This is a genomic window from Vibrio algarum (assembly GCF_028204155.1).
Classification (GTDB): Bacteria; Pseudomonadota; Gammaproteobacteria; order Enterobacterales; family Vibrionaceae; genus Vibrio; species Vibrio algarum.
In genome coordinates this window covers 1,879,511-1,901,308 of the sequence record NZ_JAQLOI010000001.1, presented here as the reverse complement: position 1 = coordinate 1,901,308, position 21,798 = coordinate 1,879,511, and the positions used below count along the sequence as shown (strand labels likewise).

20 protein-coding genes and 2 pseudogenes are annotated in these 21,798 nt (G+C 39.5%); 9 read left to right on the top strand and 13 right to left on the bottom strand.

All coding sequences use genetic code 11. The features are described from left to right. Window positions 1–572: 572 nt before the first annotated feature. The gene (locus PGX00_RS09045) at window positions 573–1,601 is read left to right on the top strand and encodes a GGDEF domain-containing protein (RefSeq protein ID WP_272135442.1); all 1,029 of its coding nucleotides are present in this window, start codon (window positions 573–575) and stop codon (window positions 1,599–1,601) included. On the opposite strand, the gene PGX00_RS09040 is transcribed toward PGX00_RS09045, so the two are convergent. Further along, on the bottom strand, window positions 1,588–2,979 hold the full coding sequence (locus tag PGX00_RS09040; protein WP_272135440.1) for an SLC13 family permease: 1,392 nt from the start codon (window positions 2,977–2,979) through the stop codon (window positions 1,588–1,590). The genes PGX00_RS09045 and PGX00_RS09040 overlap by 14 nt on opposite strands. A 188-nt stretch (window positions 2,980–3,167) precedes the next feature. Between PGX00_RS09040 and PGX00_RS09035 the strand changes: the two genes are divergently transcribed. The 5 genes from PGX00_RS09035 (at window position 3,168) to PGX00_RS09015 (ending at window position 7,665) form a co-directional block, all read left to right on the top strand. Then, window positions 3,168–3,509 carry a thiamine-binding protein gene (locus tag PGX00_RS09035; RefSeq protein ID WP_272135438.1) on the top strand — a complete coding sequence of 114 codons (342 nt, stop codon included), beginning with the start codon at window positions 3,168–3,170 and terminating at the stop codon, window positions 3,507–3,509. A 254-nt stretch (window positions 3,510–3,763) separates the two neighbouring features. Then, window positions 3,764–5,713 carry a methyl-accepting chemotaxis protein gene (locus PGX00_RS09030; protein ID WP_272135436.1) on the top strand — a complete coding sequence of 650 codons (1,950 nt, stop codon included), beginning with the start codon at window positions 3,764–3,766 and terminating at the stop codon, window positions 5,711–5,713. A 148-nt stretch (window positions 5,714–5,861) separates the two neighbouring features. Beyond that, on the top strand, window positions 5,862–6,059 hold the full coding sequence (locus tag PGX00_RS09025; RefSeq protein ID WP_272135434.1) for a hypothetical protein: 198 nt from the start codon (window positions 5,862–5,864) through the stop codon (window positions 6,057–6,059). Continuing rightward, window positions 6,017–6,376, top strand: coding sequence for a PAS domain-containing protein (locus PGX00_RS09020; RefSeq protein WP_322107873.1), 360 nt, complete (start codon window positions 6,017–6,019; stop codon window positions 6,374–6,376). The genes PGX00_RS09025 and PGX00_RS09020 overlap by 43 nt, the downstream gene beginning before the upstream one ends. Continuing rightward, window positions 6,373–7,665 carry a putative bifunctional diguanylate cyclase/phosphodiesterase gene (locus tag PGX00_RS09015; protein WP_272135432.1) on the top strand — a complete coding sequence of 431 codons (1,293 nt, stop codon included), beginning with the start codon at window positions 6,373–6,375 and terminating at the stop codon, window positions 7,663–7,665. The genes PGX00_RS09020 and PGX00_RS09015 overlap by 4 nt, the downstream gene beginning before the upstream one ends. Window positions 7,666–7,695: 30 nt before the next feature. Here PGX00_RS09015 and PGX00_RS09010 read toward each other — a convergent pair whose 3' ends face one another. Beyond that, entirely contained in the window at window positions 7,696–8,091 is a 396-nt protein-coding gene (locus PGX00_RS09010; protein ID WP_272135429.1) for a ribosome recycling factor family protein, read from the bottom strand. A 300-nt stretch (window positions 8,092–8,391) separates the two neighbouring features. Between PGX00_RS09010 and PGX00_RS09005 the strand changes: the two genes are divergently transcribed. Beyond that, window positions 8,392–8,583 (top strand): hypothetical protein, encoded by a 192-nt coding sequence (locus PGX00_RS09005; RefSeq protein ID WP_272135426.1) that lies wholly within the window; start codon window positions 8,392–8,394, stop codon window positions 8,581–8,583. 83 nt (window positions 8,584–8,666) lie between these two features. Here the strand turns inward: PGX00_RS09005 and PGX00_RS09000 are convergent, their stop codons facing one another. Together PGX00_RS09000 and hrpA are read right to left on the bottom strand one after the other, a co-directional pair. Then, window positions 8,667–9,143: an outer membrane beta-barrel protein gene (locus PGX00_RS09000; protein ID WP_272135424.1), complete on the bottom strand. Its 477-nt coding sequence runs from the start codon at window positions 9,141–9,143 to the stop codon at window positions 8,667–8,669. A 92-nt stretch (window positions 9,144–9,235) separates the two neighbouring features. Next, window positions 9,236–13,111: pseudogene (gene hrpA, locus PGX00_RS08995) on the bottom strand (ATP-dependent RNA helicase HrpA); the annotation flags it as partial. A 215-nt stretch (window positions 13,112–13,326) separates the two neighbouring features. Here hrpA and PGX00_RS08990 point away from each other — a divergent pair. Continuing rightward, entirely contained in the window at window positions 13,327–13,707 is a 381-nt protein-coding gene (locus tag PGX00_RS08990) for a VC1380 family protein (RefSeq protein WP_272135421.1), read from the top strand. Here PGX00_RS08990 and PGX00_RS08985 read toward each other — a convergent pair. After that, entirely contained in the window at window positions 13,688–14,410 is a 723-nt protein-coding gene (locus PGX00_RS08985; RefSeq protein ID WP_272135419.1) for a sulfite exporter TauE/SafE family protein, read from the bottom strand. The genes PGX00_RS08990 and PGX00_RS08985 overlap by 20 nt on opposite strands. Before the next feature lie 132 nt (window positions 14,411–14,542). Between PGX00_RS08985 and PGX00_RS08980 the strand changes: the two genes are divergently transcribed. Further along, entirely contained in the window at window positions 14,543–14,989 is a 447-nt protein-coding gene (locus PGX00_RS08980) for a tellurite resistance TerB family protein (RefSeq protein ID WP_272135417.1), read from the top strand. Between the two features lie 68 nt (window positions 14,990–15,057). On the opposite strand, the pseudogene PGX00_RS08975 reads toward PGX00_RS08980, so the two are convergent. From PGX00_RS08975 to PGX00_RS08940, 8 genes and pseudogenes are all read right to left on the bottom strand, one after another. After that, window positions 15,058–15,587: pseudogene (locus PGX00_RS08975) on the bottom strand (exonuclease domain-containing protein). Window positions 15,588–15,602: 15 nt separating this feature from the next. Further along, complete coding sequence (locus PGX00_RS08970) at window positions 15,603–16,076, bottom strand: DUF2947 domain-containing protein (protein WP_272135415.1); 474 nt, start codon at window positions 16,074–16,076, stop codon at window positions 15,603–15,605. Window positions 16,077–16,092: 16 nt separating this feature from the next. After that, complete coding sequence (locus PGX00_RS08965) at window positions 16,093–16,686, bottom strand: HD domain-containing protein (RefSeq protein WP_272135413.1); 594 nt, start codon at window positions 16,684–16,686, stop codon at window positions 16,093–16,095. Continuing rightward, entirely contained in the window at window positions 16,664–17,263 is a 600-nt protein-coding gene (locus PGX00_RS08960) for a GNAT family N-acetyltransferase (RefSeq protein WP_272135411.1), read from the bottom strand. Before PGX00_RS08960 ends, PGX00_RS08965 begins: the two co-directional genes overlap by 23 nt. Beyond that, complete coding sequence (tyrR, locus tag PGX00_RS08955) at window positions 17,263–18,810, bottom strand: transcriptional regulator TyrR (RefSeq protein WP_272135409.1); 1,548 nt, start codon at window positions 18,808–18,810, stop codon at window positions 17,263–17,265. Before tyrR ends, PGX00_RS08960 begins: the two co-directional genes overlap by 1 nt. A gap of 140 nt (window positions 18,811–18,950) precedes the next feature. Continuing rightward, window positions 18,951–19,973: a YcjF family protein gene (locus PGX00_RS08950; protein WP_272135407.1), complete on the bottom strand. Its 1,023-nt coding sequence runs from the start codon at window positions 19,971–19,973 to the stop codon at window positions 18,951–18,953. Beyond that, window positions 19,970–21,358, bottom strand: coding sequence for a YcjX family GTP-binding protein (locus PGX00_RS08945; protein ID WP_272135405.1), 1,389 nt, complete (start codon window positions 21,356–21,358; stop codon window positions 19,970–19,972). Before PGX00_RS08945 ends, PGX00_RS08950 begins: the two co-directional genes overlap by 4 nt. A gap of 136 nt (window positions 21,359–21,494) precedes the next feature. Continuing rightward, complete coding sequence (locus tag PGX00_RS08940) at window positions 21,495–21,680, bottom strand: hypothetical protein (RefSeq protein ID WP_272135403.1); 186 nt, start codon at window positions 21,678–21,680, stop codon at window positions 21,495–21,497. Between the last annotated feature and the right edge of the window lie 118 nt (window positions 21,681–21,798).

Genomic DNA, 21,798 nt, shown 5'->3' with positions numbered 1-21,798 from the left:
TGCAAAAACCTATTATTAGAAGTTGAATACGCAGAAAGTCGTTCTCTAAATAATACCATTGAAATTTCCCGATTAGAAACGCAACTTCTAACCATCGCCCTAGAACGCCTTCAACGAGAAGAAAGCAATAAAAAAGAAGCTAAAATAGTTGCAGAGGAAGAACAGCGCACAATAGAATTAATCCGAATTGATATTGAAAATGCCGAAGGCTTAACTTCCGAATACAAGAATAAAATAGATCAAGCCAAGCGCAATTATGAATCGAAGTGCATTTAATGGCTGAGTTTTTTATGCTCTAACTATCAGAAATTTGCTGCTCACAAGCAAGGATATTATGAACACCATCGTTCATCGCTCAAACCAATAAACCAATAAACCAAAGGTGAGTTGTGTTAGTTATTCTCATCCCTAATAATGAGCAGCGCGAATATTGTGAATAAATACATGTGCAACTGACTGTATTATCAACCAAATTGATGTATTATCACTAATTAATAGCAACATTTTGAGTATGCCTATTACATTACGGTTTCCGCAAATATTGATAATATTTAGAGCGATTTAGTTGACCAATGAATAATAATGACATTCATAAAGCAGCAGAAACACTAAGAGCTGCTGTCCCTTTGATGATAAAAAATCAAACCCCTACCACGCCTCAAAACTATGCGTTGTGGTATACCTATATTGCAGAAACTCAACCAAAACTAAATAATCAGTTAGACAAAATTATCGCCGACCATGGATTATGTTTACCAAGCCATAACGAAGCGCTTTATCAAACGTATATCACGGGTAAAACTGAATCAGATATTCGAGAATTAAAACGTAGCCTAGAAGTTCTAGTGAATGAGATACAACTTTCAATTCGCGATACCCTTGCAGATACGGTTTCATTTGAACAATCAATAAAAACAAACTTTGCAAGTCTTACAAAAATCGACCTCAAAACTATCGCTTTTGATGACTTACTTTTATTAGTTCAAGAGCTTGTAAGCAAATCAAAAAAAGTAAAAAACTCTACGAGCTACTTCAACCAACAAATGAAAACAGCTAGCACTGAAATTGCCCACCTCAAAGAAGAGTTAAAAAGAGTAGAGAATGACGCGCAATACGACAGCTTGTCAGGGTTATTCAACAGAGGAACATTTGATAAACATCTGTCCACTTTCTGCTCTTCTAAACAACCACTAGCGCTAAGTTTAATACTTTTAGATATAGATAATTTCAAAAATTTGAATGACGTTTATGGTCACGTATTTGGTGACATGGTAATAAAAGCAATAGCAAAAAGGTTGCAAGCCGGTTGCCGAGGCGAATTTACGGCATATCGCTATGGAGGTGAAGAGTTCGCGTTACTTTTACCTAACACCAGCTTAAAAGTTGCAAAACAGTTTGCCGAAGCCATTCGTCAATCGATAGAAAAGATCTCTGTTAAAAATAAACGCTCTGGAGAGCAAATTGAACATATCTCGGCTTCTTTTGGCGTCGCTCAGTTTACAGAAAGTGAAAGCCCGATATCATTAATTGATAGTGCAGACAAACAACTATATAAAGCTAAGCGATCAGGCAAAAACAGAGTAATGGCTATATGTAGTTAAGCACAAGCCACCAAATATAATCCAACGGAAATAGGACAATGATCGTTATTGCAGTAAGAGGCAACGTTATTTTAACCAATTTACTTAAGGGTTCTTGAGATAGTTGCATTGCAACAATCAAAGGAGCCACCTGATATGGGAAAATAACCGTAGAAAAGCCGATAACTTGTGTCATTAATACAGCCGTCGTTGAAAACCCCGTAGCCTGAGCGAATTCTGCAGCTAAAGGGGAAAGGACCGCAGGTACTCCGGGAATGGTGGTAACTAAGCCAGTCACAACGGATGTTAAAGAAAGCGACATAAAGCCAAAAAACGATCCTGATGATGACGACGGTAAAAGCTGGCTAAATGCTTCCCCCATGTAGGTGCCTATTCCAGATTCATTCACAAGCATGCCCAAACCAAGAGCAGAAGATACAAACACGACAGTGCCAAAATCTACTGAGTTATTAAAAGATTTTGGTGGAATGACACCAATTTTAGGTAATAACAAAATGACGGCAGTCACCAAGCCCACCCATGCCGGGTTAACACCATGAATTGTATCCGTGACCCAAAACAACAGCGTAATACCAAGAAGAATGGCCACTTTTTTTTGTGACTTTTGGTCAAACTGATCCTGTGCATCAGTTGAATCTTGTGTACAGTTTGACGAAATTTCATCAGGAAAAATTTTTAACACTAGAAATATAATTAGCAGGGATTTTAAAATACCAAGCACTGGAAAGTGAAGCAGCAAATATTCGGTATAACTAAACTGAATGTCATAAAGAGTTTCACTTGCACCAGCTAGTATCATGTTGGGAATATTAGCGGGCAAAACAGCGAAGCTTGGCATATTACAAGCCAAAGCTAAAGCAACGGCTATTCCTATTCGTCCGTTACTCCCTTTTGAGAATCCGACCTGATCTGCGAGGGCCATGCCGATAGGTATAAGTACAACGGCCCGTCCCACAGACGAAGGCATTACAAATCCAAGCAGCATCGCACTTATTACCAAGCCACCAACCAATCTTGTATAACTTCCTGTTAAGTGAGGAGCGACCGTCGATGCCAATCTTTTACCTAGACCTGAAGTAGAGATAGCTGCTCCAATTACAAATCCAGAAATAATTAACCATACCGCAGTGGAACCAAAGCCAGAAAAGAGTAATGTTGGTTCAATCAGTTTAAAAACCGTTGCCAGAGCAAAAAAGATAAGCCCAACCAGAAAAGGAGGAACCACACCAGTTGTCCAAAAGACTAACGTTATAAGAACCACAGCAGCACTATGTGAAAATACAACAGCCTGTTCAGCAATGGGAAAAATAGCCAACAAAATCGCAATCACTGCTGTTGAGACTAACACCGTTTTTTTTGCGTTAAATCTGATTTCCATATCAAAAAACCATACATAAAACTAATTAAGTTAACTCTAATATAAATAAAGCTAAATTAACAGAAGAACATTAATAAGCTCAATGAATTAAAGCTAGTTATACTCTAGTCTCAAACACTTAAAATTTCGCCTTAGATCTTAAAACTGATAGTATCCTTTGGAAATTAACTCCAGTAGGTCACAGATAAATGCAAACTAAAAATCCCGTGCTAAAAGATGTATACGTTGCTTTTCAAGTCATACCAAGACTTAAAGAAGGGAATAATTTTGAAGTAGTAGATAAGGCAATAGAAGTAGTCAAAGCAGCCAATGTTCCTTATCAGGTCGGTGCAATGGAAACAACAATGAAGGGCGAACTCAATCATTTGCTTGATATAGTAAAAGACGCTCAACAAGCTTGTTATGACGCGGGGGCTTTAGAAGTCATTACAAATATTAAGATTCATAGCAAAACAGAGTCGGTTACCGATACATTTTGCACTTATGACCGCGGTGTAACACCTGCTAACCACATGTTTGTTAATAAGTAAATTCTCAAACGCCTTAGTAATTCGTAGCTAAGGCGACTAAAAGTATCGATGTTTATATTTAGTGCAATTTATTCATCATCACAAATCAACACATTCCTACATCTATCTAACAGCAATTCATCTTAAACATGACTCCTATCAAATCTGAATCTACAAGCAACTGCTAATGTTTATGTCAAATATGCATCAAAATACATACTAAAAATAATATTTGAAGCGTTATTAATATAAAAAAACATATAAAAGAGGTGTCTATGTTCAGGAATCTAAGGCTAGGTTCAAAAATTGGGTTAGGGTTTGGTCTCGTACTTATCCTTTTATCCGTTGTATTAACCATGAGTATATTTGCTCTGAAAAAAGCCGATAACGGCATTTCAGATTATCGTGCCCTCGCTAGAGACACGAATCTGGCAGGCAGGTTACAAGCTAACATGCTAATGGTACGAATGAATGTAAAGGACTTTTTAATAACCAAAAGCGATTCAGATCTCAATCAATATCAAGATTACTTGTCAAAAATGAAGGGTTTTCTACAGCAGGCTGTTCAAGAAATTAATAACCCAGAACGTGCATCTCATATTACAGAAGTAAGGGCATCAATTGACACGTACGAACAGTCCTTTAATAAAGTAGTAGACCTCATTAAAAAACGCGATGTTGTCTATTCTTCCGTCATCGTACCGCAAGGAGAAAAAATGCGGGATTTGATCGAGGAAATAATAGAAACCGCCTATCAAGATGAGGACACTGAAGCCGTATACCACGCAGGCCATGTTCAAGACAAAATGTTGGTTGGGCGCTTATTTGTTATGAAGTATTTGCAAAGTAATACCGTAGAAGACTACGGTATCGCAATAGCTAACATGTCAGATAATCTTTCTAAAGAGATTGTCGATCTAAACGGTAACCTCCAAGACAGTCATCGCCGAGATTTGTTGGCTCAATTCAATCAAGCCCAAAAATTATATATCAATGGTATGAAGGATATTAATAGCCTCATCACTCAAAGAAACACCCTTATTGAGGACTCGCTAAATGCAATCGGTCCGTCTGTAGCCGCTAACGTTGAAGACGTAAAATTATCGATAATGACAGACCAAGATACATTAGGCCCCCAGCTAAAAGAAACAACCGATAGAAGTATACAAATTACTATAATTCTATCGGTAATTGCCATCATACTGGGAGTCGTCGCAGCATATTTGCTAACAGTAAATATCACTCGTCCAATAAGAAAAGCGGTTGAAGCTGCTAACCAGCTTTCTCATGGTGATTTAACCATCAACGTTGGCGCAACCAGTAAAGATGAGACAGGCCAGCTTTTAGATGCGGTTCAAAACACCGCTACAAACTTAAAGCAGATGATGTCTACTATTTCAATGGCAAGTGTTGAGTTGGCCTCTGCTTCTGAAGAACTAGCCGTCGTCACAGAACAGACTTCTGAAGGTATTATTCAACAGGAGTCTGAAACTGAGATGGTTGCAACTGCAATGAATCAGATGGCGACAACAGTTCATGATGTTGCCGATAATGCAGCACATGCAGCCGAGGCGGCTAATCAAGCAGACACTAAATCAAAAACTGGGTCGGCGGTTGTCCAACAGACAATAGAGTCGATCAATTCACTCTCAAATAGCGTCATTGATTCCTCTAACAAATTGAGTGAAGTTCAACAAGAAGTCCTAAACATTAGCACAATTCTAGATGTCATTAGAGGCATCGCAGACCAAACAAATCTACTCGCTCTAAATGCTGCAATTGAAGCAGCAAGAGCAGGTGAGCAAGGACGAGGATTTGCCGTCGTTGCTGACGAAGTGCGCTCTCTTGCGGCTCGGACGCAAGGTTCTACCTCTGAGATCCAAACGCTAATCGAGCAATTACAAGTCGGTACTGAAAACACAGTCGAGCAGATGGACCTAGGTAAACTCCAAGCTGAAAACTGTGTTAAAAACGCTGTAGAAGCAAGTTCCGCGTTGGATTCAATTACCAATGCGATAAATGTGATTAACGATATGAACATGCAAATTGCTAGCGCTTCCGAAGAACAAAGTTCTGTTGCTGAAAGTATCAACGAGAACGTGGTAAACGTAAAACGCATAGCTGAAGAAAACGCAGTAGCAGCAAATCAAACACGAGGCTCTAGTACAGAAATCGCGCAATTAGCCGAACAACTTAACGGTCTGGTTTCGCAATTTAGGGTATAACCACTTTTATTTAAGGGGCTATATGCCCCTTCACACAAAAACGACACAAATATTTCAAGTTGAACAAACCTCCGTTGTATAATTGTCGAGGTTAAATTCATGTTTTCTACTATCTATTTTACACTGTGTAAGGCTGTCAATAACAATAATGAAAGATAAGAAAGATGTAGACACTCTCGCTAACTCCCAATTGTTTGATGTTTTACAGCAAGGGTTTCTTGCACCTTCAACACTTCCCTCTGTCGCCCAAGAACTTGAACGTATTGGCATTACCGCTGACAGGAACTCCACCCTTTTTTCTCTATTGTTAATCAAAGCTCTAATGCGGTTGTTATCACTGACGTAGATAAAAATATTATTTACGTAAACAAAAAATTTGAGCAACTGAGTGGCTATAAGTTAAATGATGTGGTTGGCGAAAACCCACGAATCCTCAAATCAAATCAAACTCCACCAGAAACCTACCGAGATATGCACCTTACATTACAAGCTGGCAACCAATGGCGCGGCGTGTTTGTTAATGTGCATCGAAATGGAAATGAATATATAGAAGAAGCCGTTATATCACCTATTCTCAGCGATGAAGGTAAAATTATTTGTTATCTCGCTGAAAAAAAGACATTACAGCACAAAAACACGCTGAAGACCGAGTTAAAAAGTTGACTCAATTTGATAGTTTAACCGGATTGCCTAACCGCGCATTTTTTATTGAAGAAGCGGAGTTTCTTGCAAATTTTAACCCGACAGATGAAAACCACTTCTCGATTATCTTCGCTGATATAGACCGCTTCAAAGAACTAAATAATACCCATGGCCATCTTTGTGGTGATGGGGCATTGAAGACCGTAGCAAAACGATTGTCGAGTCTACTCTCCTCTAATGATTTTTTAGCTAGGGTAGATGGCGATGAGTTTGTCGTTATACACCGTAACGCGACAAAAACGAGCACATCGCTATTGGCTGATAAATTGGTTAAGTCGTTCTCAGACCCTATCGTTATTGAAGGAAGAGATAACTATCTTGGTATCAGTATCGGTTCTTCTACTTGGCCAATTGATGGTCGAGATCTAAGTTCAGTGCTATCGCGCTCAGATTTAGCAATGCACAAAGCAAAAGTATCTCACCAGAGCTATGTTTGTTATAACAAAAGCCTTGGTTACGAATACGATAGAGAAAAAACAATATCGATAAAATTGTCTCAAGCGATTGAAAAGAATCAACTTGCACTAGTTTATCAACCAAAAATTGATCTTGTTTCCCATGACATCGTTGGGTTTGAGGCTCTTCTTCGTTGGACCGAACCCGAAATGGGCTTTATCGGACCAGCTGAATTTATACCTATTGCCGAGAAACACGGGTTAATGACTGAGATTGGTCATTGGGTTATTTTGACAACGTGTAAACAGATAAATCAATGGCGAACTGCCGGGTTTGACTTTGATGGTCGTATCGCAATTAACATCTCTGTACAACAAATTGAACAACCTTATTTTTATGAACGCACGCTCGCTGTATTGAAAAATGAGCGCATTTCTCCGGCCCAAATAGAATTAGAAGTCACCGAATCAATCTTGATAAAAGATCCTGAAAAAATCATCGCTGTATTAAGTCGTTTAATTAGGGCGGGCTTTAGCATCGCTATCGATGATTTTGGTACAGGTTATTCTTCGTTTAGCTATCTAAAAAAATTTCAAGCTAGTGTACTGAAGATAGATCGCTCGTTTGTTTCTAATGTTACAACTAACTTACTCGATCAAAGCATCGTCCAATCAATTAACGATTTAGGTCACAATTTGGGGCTAAAAGTCATTGCTGAAGGAGTGGAAACCATTGAACAATCAGATTATCTTACTTCTATAGGATGCGATATGGTTCAGGGGTTTTACTATTCAAAACCACTAGTGGCAGATAAAGTACTATCCTTCATAACAAATAATACCGACCAACTGTAAAAATATATTTATACCGTTACATAAACGTAATTAAAGAAGCTCAACATTAAATCGAGCTTCTCTAACTTCTGATATAGAGCAGTCTGTTTCGATCATTAATTCCGCTAACGTAATGTTTGGATTCTCTGTAATAAGTCTACGAAGTTTGCATTGCGGTGATTCTGGTACAGGTCCGCACTCAGACCATTTTTGTTCTAGTTTTTCGATTAAGTAGCGCATTTTTTCTGGATGAGTCGACTTCAGTTTATCGATAATGATAGGTAAATGTGTTAAATCAGTAATAAGTCGCCAGTTTCTAGAACGCCTGATACGTTTAAGTTCCCCACCCTTTTCAGCAACCAATAATTTTGCCTCTTTAACGCTATCTCCGCCAATACGGTGAATTAAAGACGGCAATTGTGTGTGTATACATTTGTTTTTATTCACTGGCTCATTTGTCACGGTTACATTTCACTTTAATTCTAACAGATGTACTCTCCACTACCTTTATATCATCTTTCTGTTAATTAATTGAACGGTACAAACCCATGTTTGCACGATATAGTGCATCAATTTCTGTTTTGGTGCCTAAGATGACCTAGTTAACAGTTTTAGATTAATCAAGGTTAGAGTGTCTACACTAAGTGCTACCTATATCTCTTAATCCGCTATTGGATCCAAATCAATTAGACAAACGTCAAAATACCTTTTACATTAATATTAGTAAATACTAAAAGGAGAGATGTAATGGATTATGAGCCACATGCGAATTCCACACTTTCATCCAGTAGCTACCCAACCGGCACGTATATTTGCACGACTTGCAACATGACCGTTGATGTGCATTCTGATAATCAAAAGCCACCTGTATGTCCATGCTGTGAACAACCTGTTTTTGTCACGGCTGAAGAGGACAGTTTCCTGCGAGAACTACCGTAAATTTATACCACAGAAGTTCCGCAAAAAGGCCAACATATCATATGTTGGCCTTTTCATTATCTAAATTCCAGGTCCTTAAACACTTATAAAAAATGGAACGTCGCTGTTAAGGAAAAGTTCTTAACGTCTTCATCATCCATTTTGTAGACATGGTACCCAGCGCCCAGCGCCACAGGACCAAATACAAAATATTCCAGTCCAACGCCATACATAGGATCAACACCGTCATTTTTAATCGCACCATACTCAGAATCCCATGAGTGCAGACCTACACGACCATAGATATGCAGTGGACCTAAATCAATGCTCGGGCGAAGTGCGCCATAAAGCGAGTTTGCTGATAAATCAGTACCATTAATATTAAAGCTACCGTGATCAATATAACCACCTTCAACACCGATAAAAGGCAATATACCAGTACCAACATGAACCTCTACCGATGTTGATGTTTCCCCATCATAATCGGACTGACCAACCATAGCTCCACCATAAACCAATGAATCCGCGGCCACAGATGTCGCAAAACTAGCTAATGCTAGGGCTACTAAAGTCTTTTTCATACCTTACCTTCTTAGTTGTTATACGCATGTGGCACTTAATTGCCGCACATACGTTTAATTCTTAATTAATTACATGCTTGCAATATCCTTGCCTAACATGACTCAATCGCGTTTTTAATTCTCTTATCGGACACTGGATAAGGTGTTCCCAATTGCTGTGCAAAGAAGCTCACCCTTAATTCTTCTAGCATCCACCGGATATCTTTCACATTATCGGGAACGGCGACACCTTTCGGTATTTTATTAAGCAGTTCTCGATAATCATTGTAGACAGCTTCCACTTTTAGCATTTGCAAGCGGTCTCGATTCGGGTCTATCGGGAGTTTTTCCATCCGCCTTTCAATCGCTTTTAGATAACGAAGAATATCCGGTAGTTTTTTCCACCCGCATTCTGTAGCAAAACCTTTAAAAATCAACCCCTCTACCTGAGATTTTATGTCTGACAGTGCAAACGCCATCGTAAAATCAATTTTACCTTTCAATTTTTTATTAATACTAAACGCTGTGGTTAGTATTGTTTCAACTTGCTTTGCAATCTCAACCACGGTATCGCCAAGTTCACCGCGGATAAATTCCTTCTGAACTTCAAACTGCTGAGGATCCCAAACCAAACCACCTTTCTGTTCAATAAGCTTATCTATACCGCATGCAATACAATCATCGATTAGATCCAGTACTTTACCGTAAGGGTTAAAATAGAGCCCTAATTTAGACTTATTTGGTAAATTAGCATGCAGATACTTTATAGGCGAAGGCACATTCAATAATATTAGTCGCCGTTGCCCTGCTTTCATCGCAGATTCTTGTTCATACTCTGTTTCAAATAGCTTTATTTCAACACTGTCTTTACCATCAACTATCGCAGGGAAGGCTTTTACGTTAAACCCGCCACGTTTTTGCTGATAGACCTTGGGTAATTCACCAAAGCTCCAAGTATGTAAACCTTGCTGTTCAATATCATCGTCTGCGACTTGAGAAAGCGTCTGCTGTACTTTCTCTTTCAAACTCTCTTTCAACTCGTGTAAATCTTTATGTTCTTTCAGTTTACGTCTATGTTGGTCAACAGCACGAAATGTTACCTTTAGATGTTCAGGGACTTGATCTAGCTTCCAATCTTCCCTTAATACTTCAACACCGGTGATTCGTCTCAACTCTTTTTCTAAAGAATCAAGTAATGGTGCTTCAAGCGGTGTAACTCGTGCCAAAAACGCGTCCGCATAGTTTGGTGCTGGCACAAAATTACGACGCAACGTTTTAGGCAACGATTTAATTAGACTAACTACGAGCTCTTTGCGTAAACCTGGAATTTGCCAATCAAAACCCGAACTGTCTATCTGATTAAGTATTGGTAGCGGGATATGCACCGTAACACCATCGGTGTCATCACCCGGTTCAAATTGGTAGCTCAGTTTTAACTTAATGTTTCCGTGATGCCAAAAATTAGGATAATCCAGATCGGTAACGTGACTTGCATCCCCTCTAAATAACATCTCTTTTTCGAAATTAAGTAGTTCCGGTTTATCTTTACTGGCTTTTTTCCACCAACTATCAAAATGCTTAACCGAAACCACATCGGTAGCTACACGTTGGTCATAAAACTCGAACAACTCGTCGTCATCAACCAAAATATCTCTACGTCGAGATTTATGTTCAAGCTCTTCCACTTCTTGAAGTAACTTACGGTTGTTTTTGAAGAATACGTGTCTATTATCCCATTCACCCTCAACCAAAGCGCTACGAATAAAGATTTCACGGCTCACTATCGGGTCAATTGAACCATAGTTAACCAGTCTTTTAGGTATAATAGGAATGCCATAAAGCATCACTTTTTCAGAGGCCATCACAGCACCCTGTTTTTTTGACCAATGCGGTTCGCTGTAACTGCGTTTAATTAGATGCTTAGCAAGTGGTTCAATCCATTCTGGTTGAATCTTTGCGACAATGCGCCCCCAAAGCTTAGAAGTCTCAACGAGCTCTGCTGAAATAACCCACTTAGGTTGCTTTTTAAATAGTCCCGAAGCTGGAAAAATATGAAAACGAGCATTTCTAGCGCCTTGATATTCATGCTTTTCCTGATCCTTTAGACCGATATGTGAAAGAAGACCAGCTAGCAATGCACAATGAATACCTTGGTAATTTCCTGGTTCATCATTGAGCTTTGTATCCATCTCTCTCATTGATTGATGGAGTTGAAAGTACACATCTTGCCATTCTCTGATCCGAAGATAATTCAAATAGTCTTGTTTACACTGTTTCCTAAATTGATTCGATGAGAGCGCTTTCTGCTGCTCTTGTATGTAATTCCACAAATTAATGTAGGTGATGAAGTCAGACTCTTTATCAAAGAAACGCTTATGTTTATCGTCTGAAGACTGCTTCTTGTCAGAAGGACGCTCTCTAGGATCTTGGATAGACAACGCAGCGGCAATGGTCATCACTTCTTTTAAACAGCCGAATTTTGGCGCTTCGATAACCATTCTGGCTAATCGTGGATCAATGGGTAGTCGAGCTAGCTTTCGCCCCATTACCGTTAATTGTTTTTTACTGTCATTGCTAGTTGAATTTATTGCGCCGAGCTCTTCAAGCAAGCGAACACCGTCAAGTATATTGCGTTTATCTGGTGCTTCAACAAATGGAAATGCCTGAATATCACCTAAACCGAGCGCGGTCATTTGCAGAATAACGGAGGCGAGATTCGTACGTAATATCTCAGGATCTGTAAATTCCGGGCGTGATTCAAAATCGTCTTCCGAATAGAGTCGAATACAGATTCCTTCATTCACACGCCCACAACGCCCTTTACGTTGATTAGCGCTTGCTTGAGAAATAGCTTCAATAGGTAAACGTTGTACTTTAGTTCTGTAACTGTATCGGCTAATACGCGCAGTACCAGGATCAATAACGTATTTGATACCAGGCACTGTGAGAGACGTTTCAGCCACGTTTGTTGCCAACACTATTCTTCGGCCAGCATGAGGTTGAAATATTTTATTTTGTTCACCCGACGATAATCTGGCATAGAGTGGGACGATTTCTGTATCTCGAAGGTTTCGTTTAGATAACGCATCGGCGGTATCTCGTATTTCCCGCTCTCCGTTCATAAATATAAGGATGTCACCTAAACCTTCATCAGCCAGTTCATCCACAGCCTCGAAGATTCCTTCTAACTGATCCCGATCATCAGCTTCATCACTATTAAGCGGACGATATCTGGTTTCTACAGGAAAAGTTCTACCGGAAACTTCGATTATCGGTGCGTTAAAAAAGTGCTTTGAGAAACGTTCAGGGTCTATTGTTGCTGATGTAATAATAACCTTTAGATCAGGTCTACGTGGCAGCAACTCCTTTAAATAACCAAGTATAAAATCGATGTTAAGGCTTCGTTCATGAGCCTCATCAATAATGATGGTATCGTACTGATTTAAATAGCGGTCATGCTGAATTTCCGCCAGTAATATACCGTCGGTCATCAATTTGATTTGAGTATTTTCGGAAATCTGATCATTAAAGCGAACTTTATAGCCAACAAACTCACCCAGTTTGGTTTCCATCTCTTCCGCTATTCGGTTAGCGACAGATCGGGCCGCAAGGCGACGGGGCTGTGTATGACCGATGAGACCGTGCCTACCTCTACCAAGTTCACTACAAATTTTAGGTAACTGTGTTGTTTTACCTGAACCCGTTTCACCAGCAACGATAACAACTTGGTTTTCGTTTATCGCCTTAGCAATATCCGCTCTTTTTTGACTAACAGGTAATTGCTCAGGAAATTCAATCGTTGCACTATTTGACTGGCGCTCTTGCACCTTCATCATAGACTTAGCAATATCTAACGCTATTTCATCAAAAACAGCGTTCTTTGAATTGTCATTCTTAATGCGACTTGCACCATGAATACGTTTAGATAACCTAAATCTATCTTTAATTAAACAGTCTTTTAGAGCTTCTCTTAATTGAGATGCACTGTTATGTTTGTTTTTTTGTTCTCAATGCTATTGGATTGAGATTTCGGCTGTGGCGACGTCAACGAGATAACCTAACTAACTAGAAATTCCGCAGATTGTATCACAGCAATATCTTGATTCAGTAACATTGTTCACCACACTGTGTAAGAAAGATAAATTGCTCATTTAACAAGGTTATCGTTACAATGGGCATCTATAAATAAACATAGTGGTATACAGTGAAAACTTCACAATTAATCCAATTTCTTTCAAATATTCCAGAAACTCAAGACCCAGAAATCGTTACGGGTGAAGAATGGTTACCTGAATCCTTAATAGACGCTAGTTTTGACGGTAATCTTGTGAATCTTCATTTTGATAACGCACCAGAGGAAGATTCCGGAGAAGTAGAAGGCAGAGGCTTTGTAGAACATGAAGTTATCATGCTCAAGGATCAGATAGTAAAGCTCATGTTCGACCAGAGTATAGAACCTAAAGCTAAGGCCGAACTTTTCTTACAATTATTTATATTATCTCATGAAAAAAGTAGCACAGAGGTAATTGAAATATTGGAAGACCCACTCGCGTGGATCTCTAACTCTAAACAAGCGCCTCTATAATTGCTCCGGCACCACTAATAAAACAGAGCAACAATGCAGCCTTGCGGATCCACTCCTTTGATAGGCGATGCACAATTAAAGTCGCGGTTTTATACCCTAACCAAGCCGCAGGAATCAAAGGTAAGCTCAGGTAGACATGGTTCCACGTTAGATAACCCACAAAAAGCTGAACAAGAAGAGACATTAAGGAACTAAATAAGAAAAACGCAGCTAAGTTCCCACGAAACTTATTCGCATCTTGATGCTGTAGAAGTATTGCCATTGGTGGGCCACCAATACCTGAACTTGTCCCCATAAAACCAGATAAAAACCCGGCAATCGCCATCTTATTTTTTGTTGGCTCAAGTCTAATTGGCAATAAACTAAGCGCCAACGAAAAAAGTACCGCAATACCAAGCCAAAGTGACAATGTATCAAGCGACACATAGATGAGTAAGAAGCCACCAGCAACAGACCCCGGTATTCGCCCAATTACTGCACTTTTCAACCCTCCCATTTCAATATTTGAACGATTTTTTAAGGTACTTAAAAGCGTGATAAAAAATGCAGCAATTATAATTGGTGCAGGGACGTATTCGGGAGAAACATGAAAAAGTAATGGTGCTGCAACAATCGCTAACCCAAAGCCTATGGCTGTTTGGACGAAAGACCCAAGAAAAATGATGCCCATTGCTATAAGAACTGAACTGTCTATATCTATCATTACGGTAAACTAAAGGGAGAAAAAAACATCTTAACTTTTTTTATGTCAGTTTTGTAAACTATCGTAAGCAACCCTTGTAAATTATATTTATGCCTATATCTTCTAAATAAGAGTAATTATCAAGGTTAGATTATGTTTCGGTCTATAAAGTCGTTATTTAAAGAGTTACTAGAAGGCGAAGACCTATCTGGTAATAACATTAGCAATCCAGAGCTCGCAATGGCCGCACTGTTGTGTGAGGTTGCCGCTGCAGATTCGCAAGTAGAAGCTGATGAAGAAAAGGCTAAACTCGCTTTACTCATGCATCTACTTAATATCGAAGAAGAGAAGGCGCTTTCATTAATAGAACAAGCAAAAGAGAGCATTAAGAACTCCGTCTCACTTTACGACTTTACAACGCAATTGAGAGAATTAGAACAATCTGCTCGATTTGAGCTTGTTAAAGCTATGTGGGAAGTCGCGAATGCAGATGGTCGGATTGACCCTTTGGAAGATGCCGTCATTAGAAAAGTAGCCGAACTGCTATATGTGGATCACAGCGAATTTATACGCGCTAAACTTAGCGTTATTAAAAATTAAGTTAGGTTCTGACTTGCCAAAAGAATAGGTGTCTCATCCGACACCTATCACCAAAACATCGTTATTTACTACAGCAAGGTAAGGGCTAATTTTGCAAGGTTATAAGCATCTACATAACCAGAATGTTGGCGCCCTTCCCAATCAATCCCTTTTGACTCCTGCGCAGCTCGATGGCCTATTCTCTGATCTTTAACTCTATTCTGAATTCGATAAATCGTTGCTAAATTTATGAACTCAGAGAAAGGAACGTCCAGTCCTTTCTCTGAGCATTCATATTTGAGGATAAGATCATCTCTACCCCACGCTGCGTAAATTTTGTTTGGGCCACCGAAGTTTTTAACCATTGATTTAAACACTTCCGCGAGTGGACGACCTTGCTTTTGAATTTTTTGGGTGTTATACCAGTCAATTCCACACAAAATTCAGAGATTACATCCCGTTCTGGCTTAACATAATACTGCGCTCTTTTTACTATTTCTTGAGTAGTAAGATCTATTTCGGCTAGACCAATCTCTATGATCTCGCCCGTTGTACCTACGCCATCTTTATTCCAACAACACATCTCTAAGTCGAAACAGACGACCCTATTGTAATTCATCTTAAACCCTGTTCTTTATTGCTTTTCACCGAGTTTCACGGTGCCGTCACTCGCGAACCATAGTGCTTCTTTGCGTCTTCTTCCCAGTAAAATAGGACCATCATCGTAGAATAAAAAGTTTTTCCAATTTGCCTTAAATACTGACCATTTAGTCTCAATAACATTGTACTTTTCGTAACAGAAATAGACGGTCACATCATCTTGCCAATCGATATGTTCGATAACGTCTGCGGGCATTTCTATGTCATCGCTCTCCCACTCTTTCATCCAACTAACTTCATTGAACCAACTGTTGGTTTTACTTGGCCAATCTTGATTAGAGAAGCGTTCCGCATCTGGGCTCTGGCTACTAATATTCTCTTTCCAAAATTGAGCCGAACGAGACTGAGTCATCGGCTTAATTAATGAGTGATACTTCTCTTCAATAGGCATCGAAGGATGGGTAAAAATCCACTTACGATTGTATTCATCTAAATTTAGGTACGACATTAAACTTCCCATTCTCCTACGGCTTCAGCCAGCCTTTATCGACAGAATCATTAATTACTTCTAGTGCTTTGTCCCACAACGCGCTAGAGCCCTTTTCGATTCGACCATTAATATCAATAACCTGTTGTCTTGCAATACCGTGTTCAACCCAGCTTTGCCCATGATTTTGATGATTCATCAAAATTGGGATAATTCTATCCAGTGCTTTGGCGAACCTTGCTTCTGCTGATTGCGCTTGCTCAAACTCCAACCAAATTCCCTTTAACTCATTTGCTTGGTCGTCAGGTAACATACCAAATAATCGGTCGGCCGCCTGTTGCTCTTTCTCTTCTTGGTCTTCTGATGCGACAGCATCATAAACAAAAGTATCACCAGCATCTATCTCAACGATATCGTGCAAAAGCAACATCTTCACTACTTTAGTAATATCAACGGGTTCATTTGAATGCTCTTGTAAAATAATAGCCATTAACGCGACATGCCAACTATGTTCTGCCGTGTTTTCTAATCTCTTTTCTGCACTTTTTACTCTGGTTCTTCGTAATACCGATTTTAATCGATCGAGTTCCATGATGAGTTCAAGCTGTTTAGCCAGTCTGTCGTTTATCATTTTTTTCTCGCCATTCTGTATTAATTAATGCGGTAAGATAGTGGTCTTCCCATTTTCCATCAATCAACAAGTAATCTTTTGCAAAGCCAATTTGTTCAAAGCCCCTTGCTTTCAAAACTGAAGCACTTTTGTTATTTTCCGGCATATAACTGGCATTAATACAGTGCATATTTTGAACCTTGAACATCCAGTCGCAAGCAAGACCAAGTGCCTTGCGCATAATGCCATTGCCTTGGGCATTTTCATCTAGTGAATAACCGACATTACATGAATGCAATGGAAAGCGAGTCAAATTACTAAAGGAAATCGTTCCTAACATATCACCGGTAACACGATTAATAATTAAACAATAAAAACCCAGTTCTAAAAGATGCAACTCATTCAGTTTGATAAGTTTTTTCTTCCAACCTAATTCGGTAAAAAATGCATCTTCCCTTACTGGTTCCCAGCGCCTTAAATATTCTTTATTCTTGCAAAAGTAGTTACTAATTAGTTTCGCATCGTCTTTTGTGGCCAACCTGACCTGCAAATCACCGTCTCTTTCATCGAGTCGGTGAAATTTAAATTCTTTCCACATTACAGTTTCTTTATTCCATATTCTCTTAGTTTATTCGCAATAGAGGTATGTGATACCCCTAAGCGTTTTGCTAATTTTCGGCTAGATGGAAACGATTGGTACAGCCTATCCAAGATCTGAGATTCGTACTCTTTCATAATCTCATCCAGCGAGCCATCCAAAGAGACACCAATATGATTCGGGATAGTAGATTCTACTTTAGGTAGTTGAAAGTCGTCGAGGGAGAGTGATCCACTGTTAAGCTGTGTGATCGCCCTTAATACGGTATTGTCTAACTCTCTAATATTTCCAGGCCATTGATAATTGGAAAGCTCTTCAATTACTTCAGAACTAATATCTGGTTTATTAATACCTAATTGAAGTGAATATCGATTGATAAACAAGTCGAGTAAAGGAGATACGTCACTAGGACGCTCTCGAAGAGACGGTATTGAGAGGGTCAATACATTAAGGCGGTAATAGAGATCTTCTCTGAACTTACCTTGCTCCGTCAACGTTGCCAGATTTTGCTTGGTAGAAGCAATAATCCTTACGTTTACGTGAATTTCATCTTCTTCTCCTACACGACGATAGGTGCCATCTTGTAAGAATCTAAGCAGTTTTATCTGTAAATGCGAGCTCATTTCCCCAATTTCATCTAAGAAAACGATGCCACCGTCAGCTTGTTCAAAAATACCTTTGTGACCAGTACCTTGATTAAACGCCCCTGGCGCATGACCAAATAACTCGGTCTCAGCTACATCATCAGGCATTGAAGCACAGTTGAGTACTAGAAATGGCTTAGTTGCTCTCTCTGAACGAGCATGACAAGCACGGGCTAACATCTCTTTACCCGTTCCTGTTTCACCTTCTATGAGCAAAGGTTGATCGAGCATTACTAATTTTTTTGCGTGCGACATAAGGAGTTTATGTCGATTGGATATACCCACGAAATGTTCAAAACCGATGGCGCTCGATTCAGGTAAAAAATTGGCCTTTAACTGATCTTGAAGAAGAGATTTGAGTGTAACAACTGCACTCGCTAGGACGGACTCATTTTGGGTTTCTTCGCTGATATAAACCGGTGTGACCTCTAAAACGTAATCTAGGCCATCGATAACCGTTGACTCTCGCTTACGGTTTATCTCCCCTTCTATCCAGTCTAAGAAATTAAAACTTGGTATATACGTGGAGATCTGTTCACCGATAATCGCTTCGACTTCTTTGCCTAGCAATTCACAAGCAGCATGGTTAGCCATATCGATACAACCAGTAAGACTAACTGACAGCACTGGGTCTGGTAAATTTGCAAGTAGCGAAACCAGTTCCGTGTTATGCCTTTCGCTAGGCATAAATCGGATTTTGCGCACATCGGTTACGCCAGAGATCCGCCTTATCTGAGCCATTAACTCACTAAATGCCTCAAACTCTATTTCACGGCAGCTAAGATAGATAATACCAACAACGTCAATTTCTATACCACGTAAGTCGATATTTCTAGATGCTAATAACTCAAGTAATTCGCGGGTAAGCCCCACGCGGTCTTCACACAATACTTCAAGACGCACGAAAAATCCTTCAAGGTGTCAGGAAAAGTTGACACCAGTTTGTATTAAGGAATTTACAACGTCAAGATCATAAATAAAATCTAAGCTTATATGATTAAAATGTTATCCAACTGGCGCTCAAACAGACAGACTAAAGTCATTTATAAAGTATTTTTTAATTTTACCAGTAAGATTTTACGGATTTCACCTAATCGGACTTTGCTTTCTTGGTTCCAAGGTATAGGACGTAACAATGACATGGCTCTTAATCCTAACCTAGCAGTTAGAATGCCGACACCAAACCCTTGAGCAACGCGAGCAGACACTTTACCTGCAAGATCCATAGACAATAAGTCCATACTTGCATCGGTCGCCACTTCTGTTGCACCTGCGGCTGCCATGTTAACTAACACTAATTTGAATAACTTTAATCTCGACCAATAACCAAGTTCAACACCATATACATTTGCAAGATCATCTATTAACTTAAAATTTCGCCAAGCCACCAACAAAATATCAGCGATAGCAAGTGGACTTACGGCAACAAGAACTGCAGCCTCTGTTGATAATTTAGCAACAATCGCTTTCGCTTGTTGATCCTGTTTGGTTATCACCATGCCTTCGTACATTTGCAACACTTCTGCATCACTATGTGAATCATTAATCGCTTTCTGCCAACGAGTAAAGCTTGGATTTACATCACTGATACCACTCTCTTTAGCCAGTTTTTCACAAAATGGCTTTCCCTTCCCTAACCCAGAGCTTTGTAGTAACTCTTCACTCTGTTCATGAATAGAAAAATGGTGGCGTAACCTTCTTAATTTTAATAACTCTTTGCCAATCGCCGAAATACCCAGACTCGCTATTGAGGCAACAAAAATAGACCAACCAACGGAAAGCCAGTCTGAAGACTGAACAGCCGTAATCACACTATCGACTGCTTGCCAGCCAATTAACCCTGCAAAGGCCACAACTAAACCAGCTCCAAACCATTTATGCTTTTTATTGGGGCGAATAATAAACTCTAGTTGGTCTTCCGCTGCCTCCGTGTTTTCTTCTTCTATTTCAGCAGGAACAAACTTAACTTTCTCTTCAAAGGCAGTTTGAACCGTTAGCTCATCATCGTCTTGTTTTGGGGTATCAATGCTTTCAGAAAAGATTTTTTTTGTTTTATATTCTGTCATTTAAGTTTATCCCCAATTAAATACTGTAAAGCCTTATCTATTCGTATGTGATTCAAGGCGGCATCGCTACTAGATTCCATAGGCCGAAAACTATTAAATTCAAACTGATTATCTTGCCAAAAGCTTTCTTTTGGCAATTTTTGTGGTACTTCTCCAGGATAAAGTGTTAATGGGGTACCGTCTGTGGTCGTGCCTCTTAATGCCGGTACACTTTCGTCACCATTAGAGACAAACCCTGTTGTAGTGGCGCGGATTGAAGCGATAGTCATGCACTCCATTTCTATATTCTCAAAGGCCGCGTGTTGCCATGAAGGATGCACCATCTGTTGTAACAAAGAAAGCAATGATGTGTGCTGTTCAGGAGTAACGTGATCCGCCTTAGTACTTGCAAACAATATTTTGTCTATACGCGGTGAGAAAAGCCTTTTTAATAACGAACTTCGACCGTATCTAAAGCTTTTCATGATCTGCTCTAATGCACTTCTCATATCATGAAAAGACTCATAACCGGCGTTTAGAGGCTGTAAGCAATCAATCAAAACTATCTGCCTATCAAATGTAGAAAAATATTCTTTATAGAATCGCTTAACCACTTTTGTTTGGTATTCTTGATAGCGCGCACGTAACATGCCATAGAGACTGTGCTTGTCAGCTTTTTGCGGTTTGTCAGCATTGCCAGGCAAAGAAAACGGGAAAAACTGCAATACAGGCGCGCCTTTTAATTCTCCCGGCAAAACAAAACGTCCCGGTTGAACCCAGTGTAGTCCCTGCTCTTTACAGCGATGCAAATAGTCTGTGTAGATGAGTGATACTCTTTCTATCTCTTTTTCATTCGCTTCAGCTAACGGGTCCATCGCTTTCAATTCATCTAACCATGGCTTTGCTAAATCGGCTCTTATTCCTTTTAAAGAAGCAAACTGAGTGTCACACCATTGTTCAAAGTTCATTTCAAGTAGTGGTAGATCGAGTAGCCATTCTCCAGGGTAATCGATGATATCGAGGTACAATGTAGAGGAATCGGTCAAAAGACGTTTAGCCCCTTTGTTCGGTTTATAACGCAGAGCAAGGCGAATTTCACTGACGTCTTTCGTTGGCTCAGGCCATTGCGGTGGGATGCCTTGCAACGACTCCATCGCTTCATCGTATGAGAACCTTGGGACCATCATATTCGTTTGTGGCACTCTTTTAGCGCCAATCAATCGCTTATCTCGTGACGCCGACAACAAAGGAAGATTATCTTCAATGGAAGAATATAAAAGTTGATTACTCAATGAGGTGATGAACGCCGTCTTACCAGCCCTAGATAGCCCAGTAACGGCCAATCGCAAATGACTATCCATTCCGCGATGGAACAGATCATTAACTTCTTGGCGAATTTTTTTCATTGATTTATTCATCCTCAACGAGTCTTAAATACAGGTTAGATTAGATTAACTCGATAATACGGTAGGAAGAGTAAAAGGCAAAGAGACAAAATGGTTGGCAACAAGCCAACCAATTTTAGAGACATTAGTGACGTTATTAATCGTCTTCTATCAATTTATATATGACAAAGAGAGCTATCTCTAATAAAAGAGTCGTCGCAATACTAATCATTACCCACTGTTGATTGAAAATACCAATGCCGTGCAAAATCAAATCTTTCACTACAAAAAAACCAACGATAACAGCAATGATGAGCTGAAGTACTTGTACAAAACGAGCCATTTTCTATTCCATCCTTGTTTTTATTTTAAGGCGGTGCATCTATATTAATACGCCCTTTGCATTTATTAAATACCATAGCATTGATAAATCAAGAAAAAGCGCAGAATAATCTGCGCTT

Excerpts from the sequence above, each read along its gene's own strand:
- PGX00_RS08985 (WP_272135419.1), bottom strand. The coding sequence starts at position 14,410 with ATGATAGATATAGACAGTTCAGTTCTTATAGCAATGGGCATCATTTTT.
- PGX00_RS09040 (WP_272135440.1), bottom strand. The coding sequence starts at position 2,979 with ATGGAAATCAGATTTAACGCAAAAAAAACGGTGTTAGTCTCAACAGCA.
- PGX00_RS08950 (WP_272135407.1), bottom strand. The coding sequence starts at position 19,973 with ATGACAGAATATAAAACAAAAAAAATCTTTTCTGAAAGCATTGATACC.
- PGX00_RS09045 (WP_272135442.1), top strand. The coding sequence starts at position 573 with ATGAATAATAATGACATTCATAAAGCAGCAGAAACACTAAGAGCTGCT.
- PGX00_RS08940 (WP_272135403.1), bottom strand. The coding sequence starts at position 21,680 with ATGGCTCGTTTTGTACAAGTACTTCAGCTCATCATTGCTGTTATCGTT.
- PGX00_RS09025 (WP_272135434.1), top strand. The coding sequence starts at position 5,862 with ATGAAAGATAAGAAAGATGTAGACACTCTCGCTAACTCCCAATTGTTT.
- PGX00_RS09005 (WP_272135426.1), top strand. The coding sequence starts at position 8,392 with ATGGATTATGAGCCACATGCGAATTCCACACTTTCATCCAGTAGCTAC.
- PGX00_RS09035 (WP_272135438.1), top strand. The coding sequence starts at position 3,168 with ATGCAAACTAAAAATCCCGTGCTAAAAGATGTATACGTTGCTTTTCAA.
- PGX00_RS08970 (WP_272135415.1), bottom strand. The coding sequence starts at position 16,076 with ATGTCGTACCTAAATTTAGATGAATACAATCGTAAGTGGATTTTTACC.
- PGX00_RS08960 (WP_272135411.1), bottom strand. The coding sequence starts at position 17,263 with ATGTGGAAAGAATTTAAATTTCACCGACTCGATGAAAGAGACGGTGAT.
- PGX00_RS09030 (WP_272135436.1), top strand. The coding sequence starts at position 3,764 with ATGTTCAGGAATCTAAGGCTAGGTTCAAAAATTGGGTTAGGGTTTGGT.
- PGX00_RS08980 (WP_272135417.1), top strand. The coding sequence starts at position 14,543 with ATGTTTCGGTCTATAAAGTCGTTATTTAAAGAGTTACTAGAAGGCGAA.
- PGX00_RS09000 (WP_272135424.1), bottom strand. The coding sequence starts at position 9,143 with ATGAAAAAGACTTTAGTAGCCCTAGCATTAGCTAGTTTTGCGACATCT.
- PGX00_RS08945 (WP_272135405.1), bottom strand. The coding sequence starts at position 21,358 with ATGAAAAAAATTCGCCAAGAAGTTAATGATCTGTTCCATCGCGGAATG.
- PGX00_RS08965 (WP_272135413.1), bottom strand. The coding sequence starts at position 16,686 with ATGATAAACGACAGACTGGCTAAACAGCTTGAACTCATCATGGAACTC.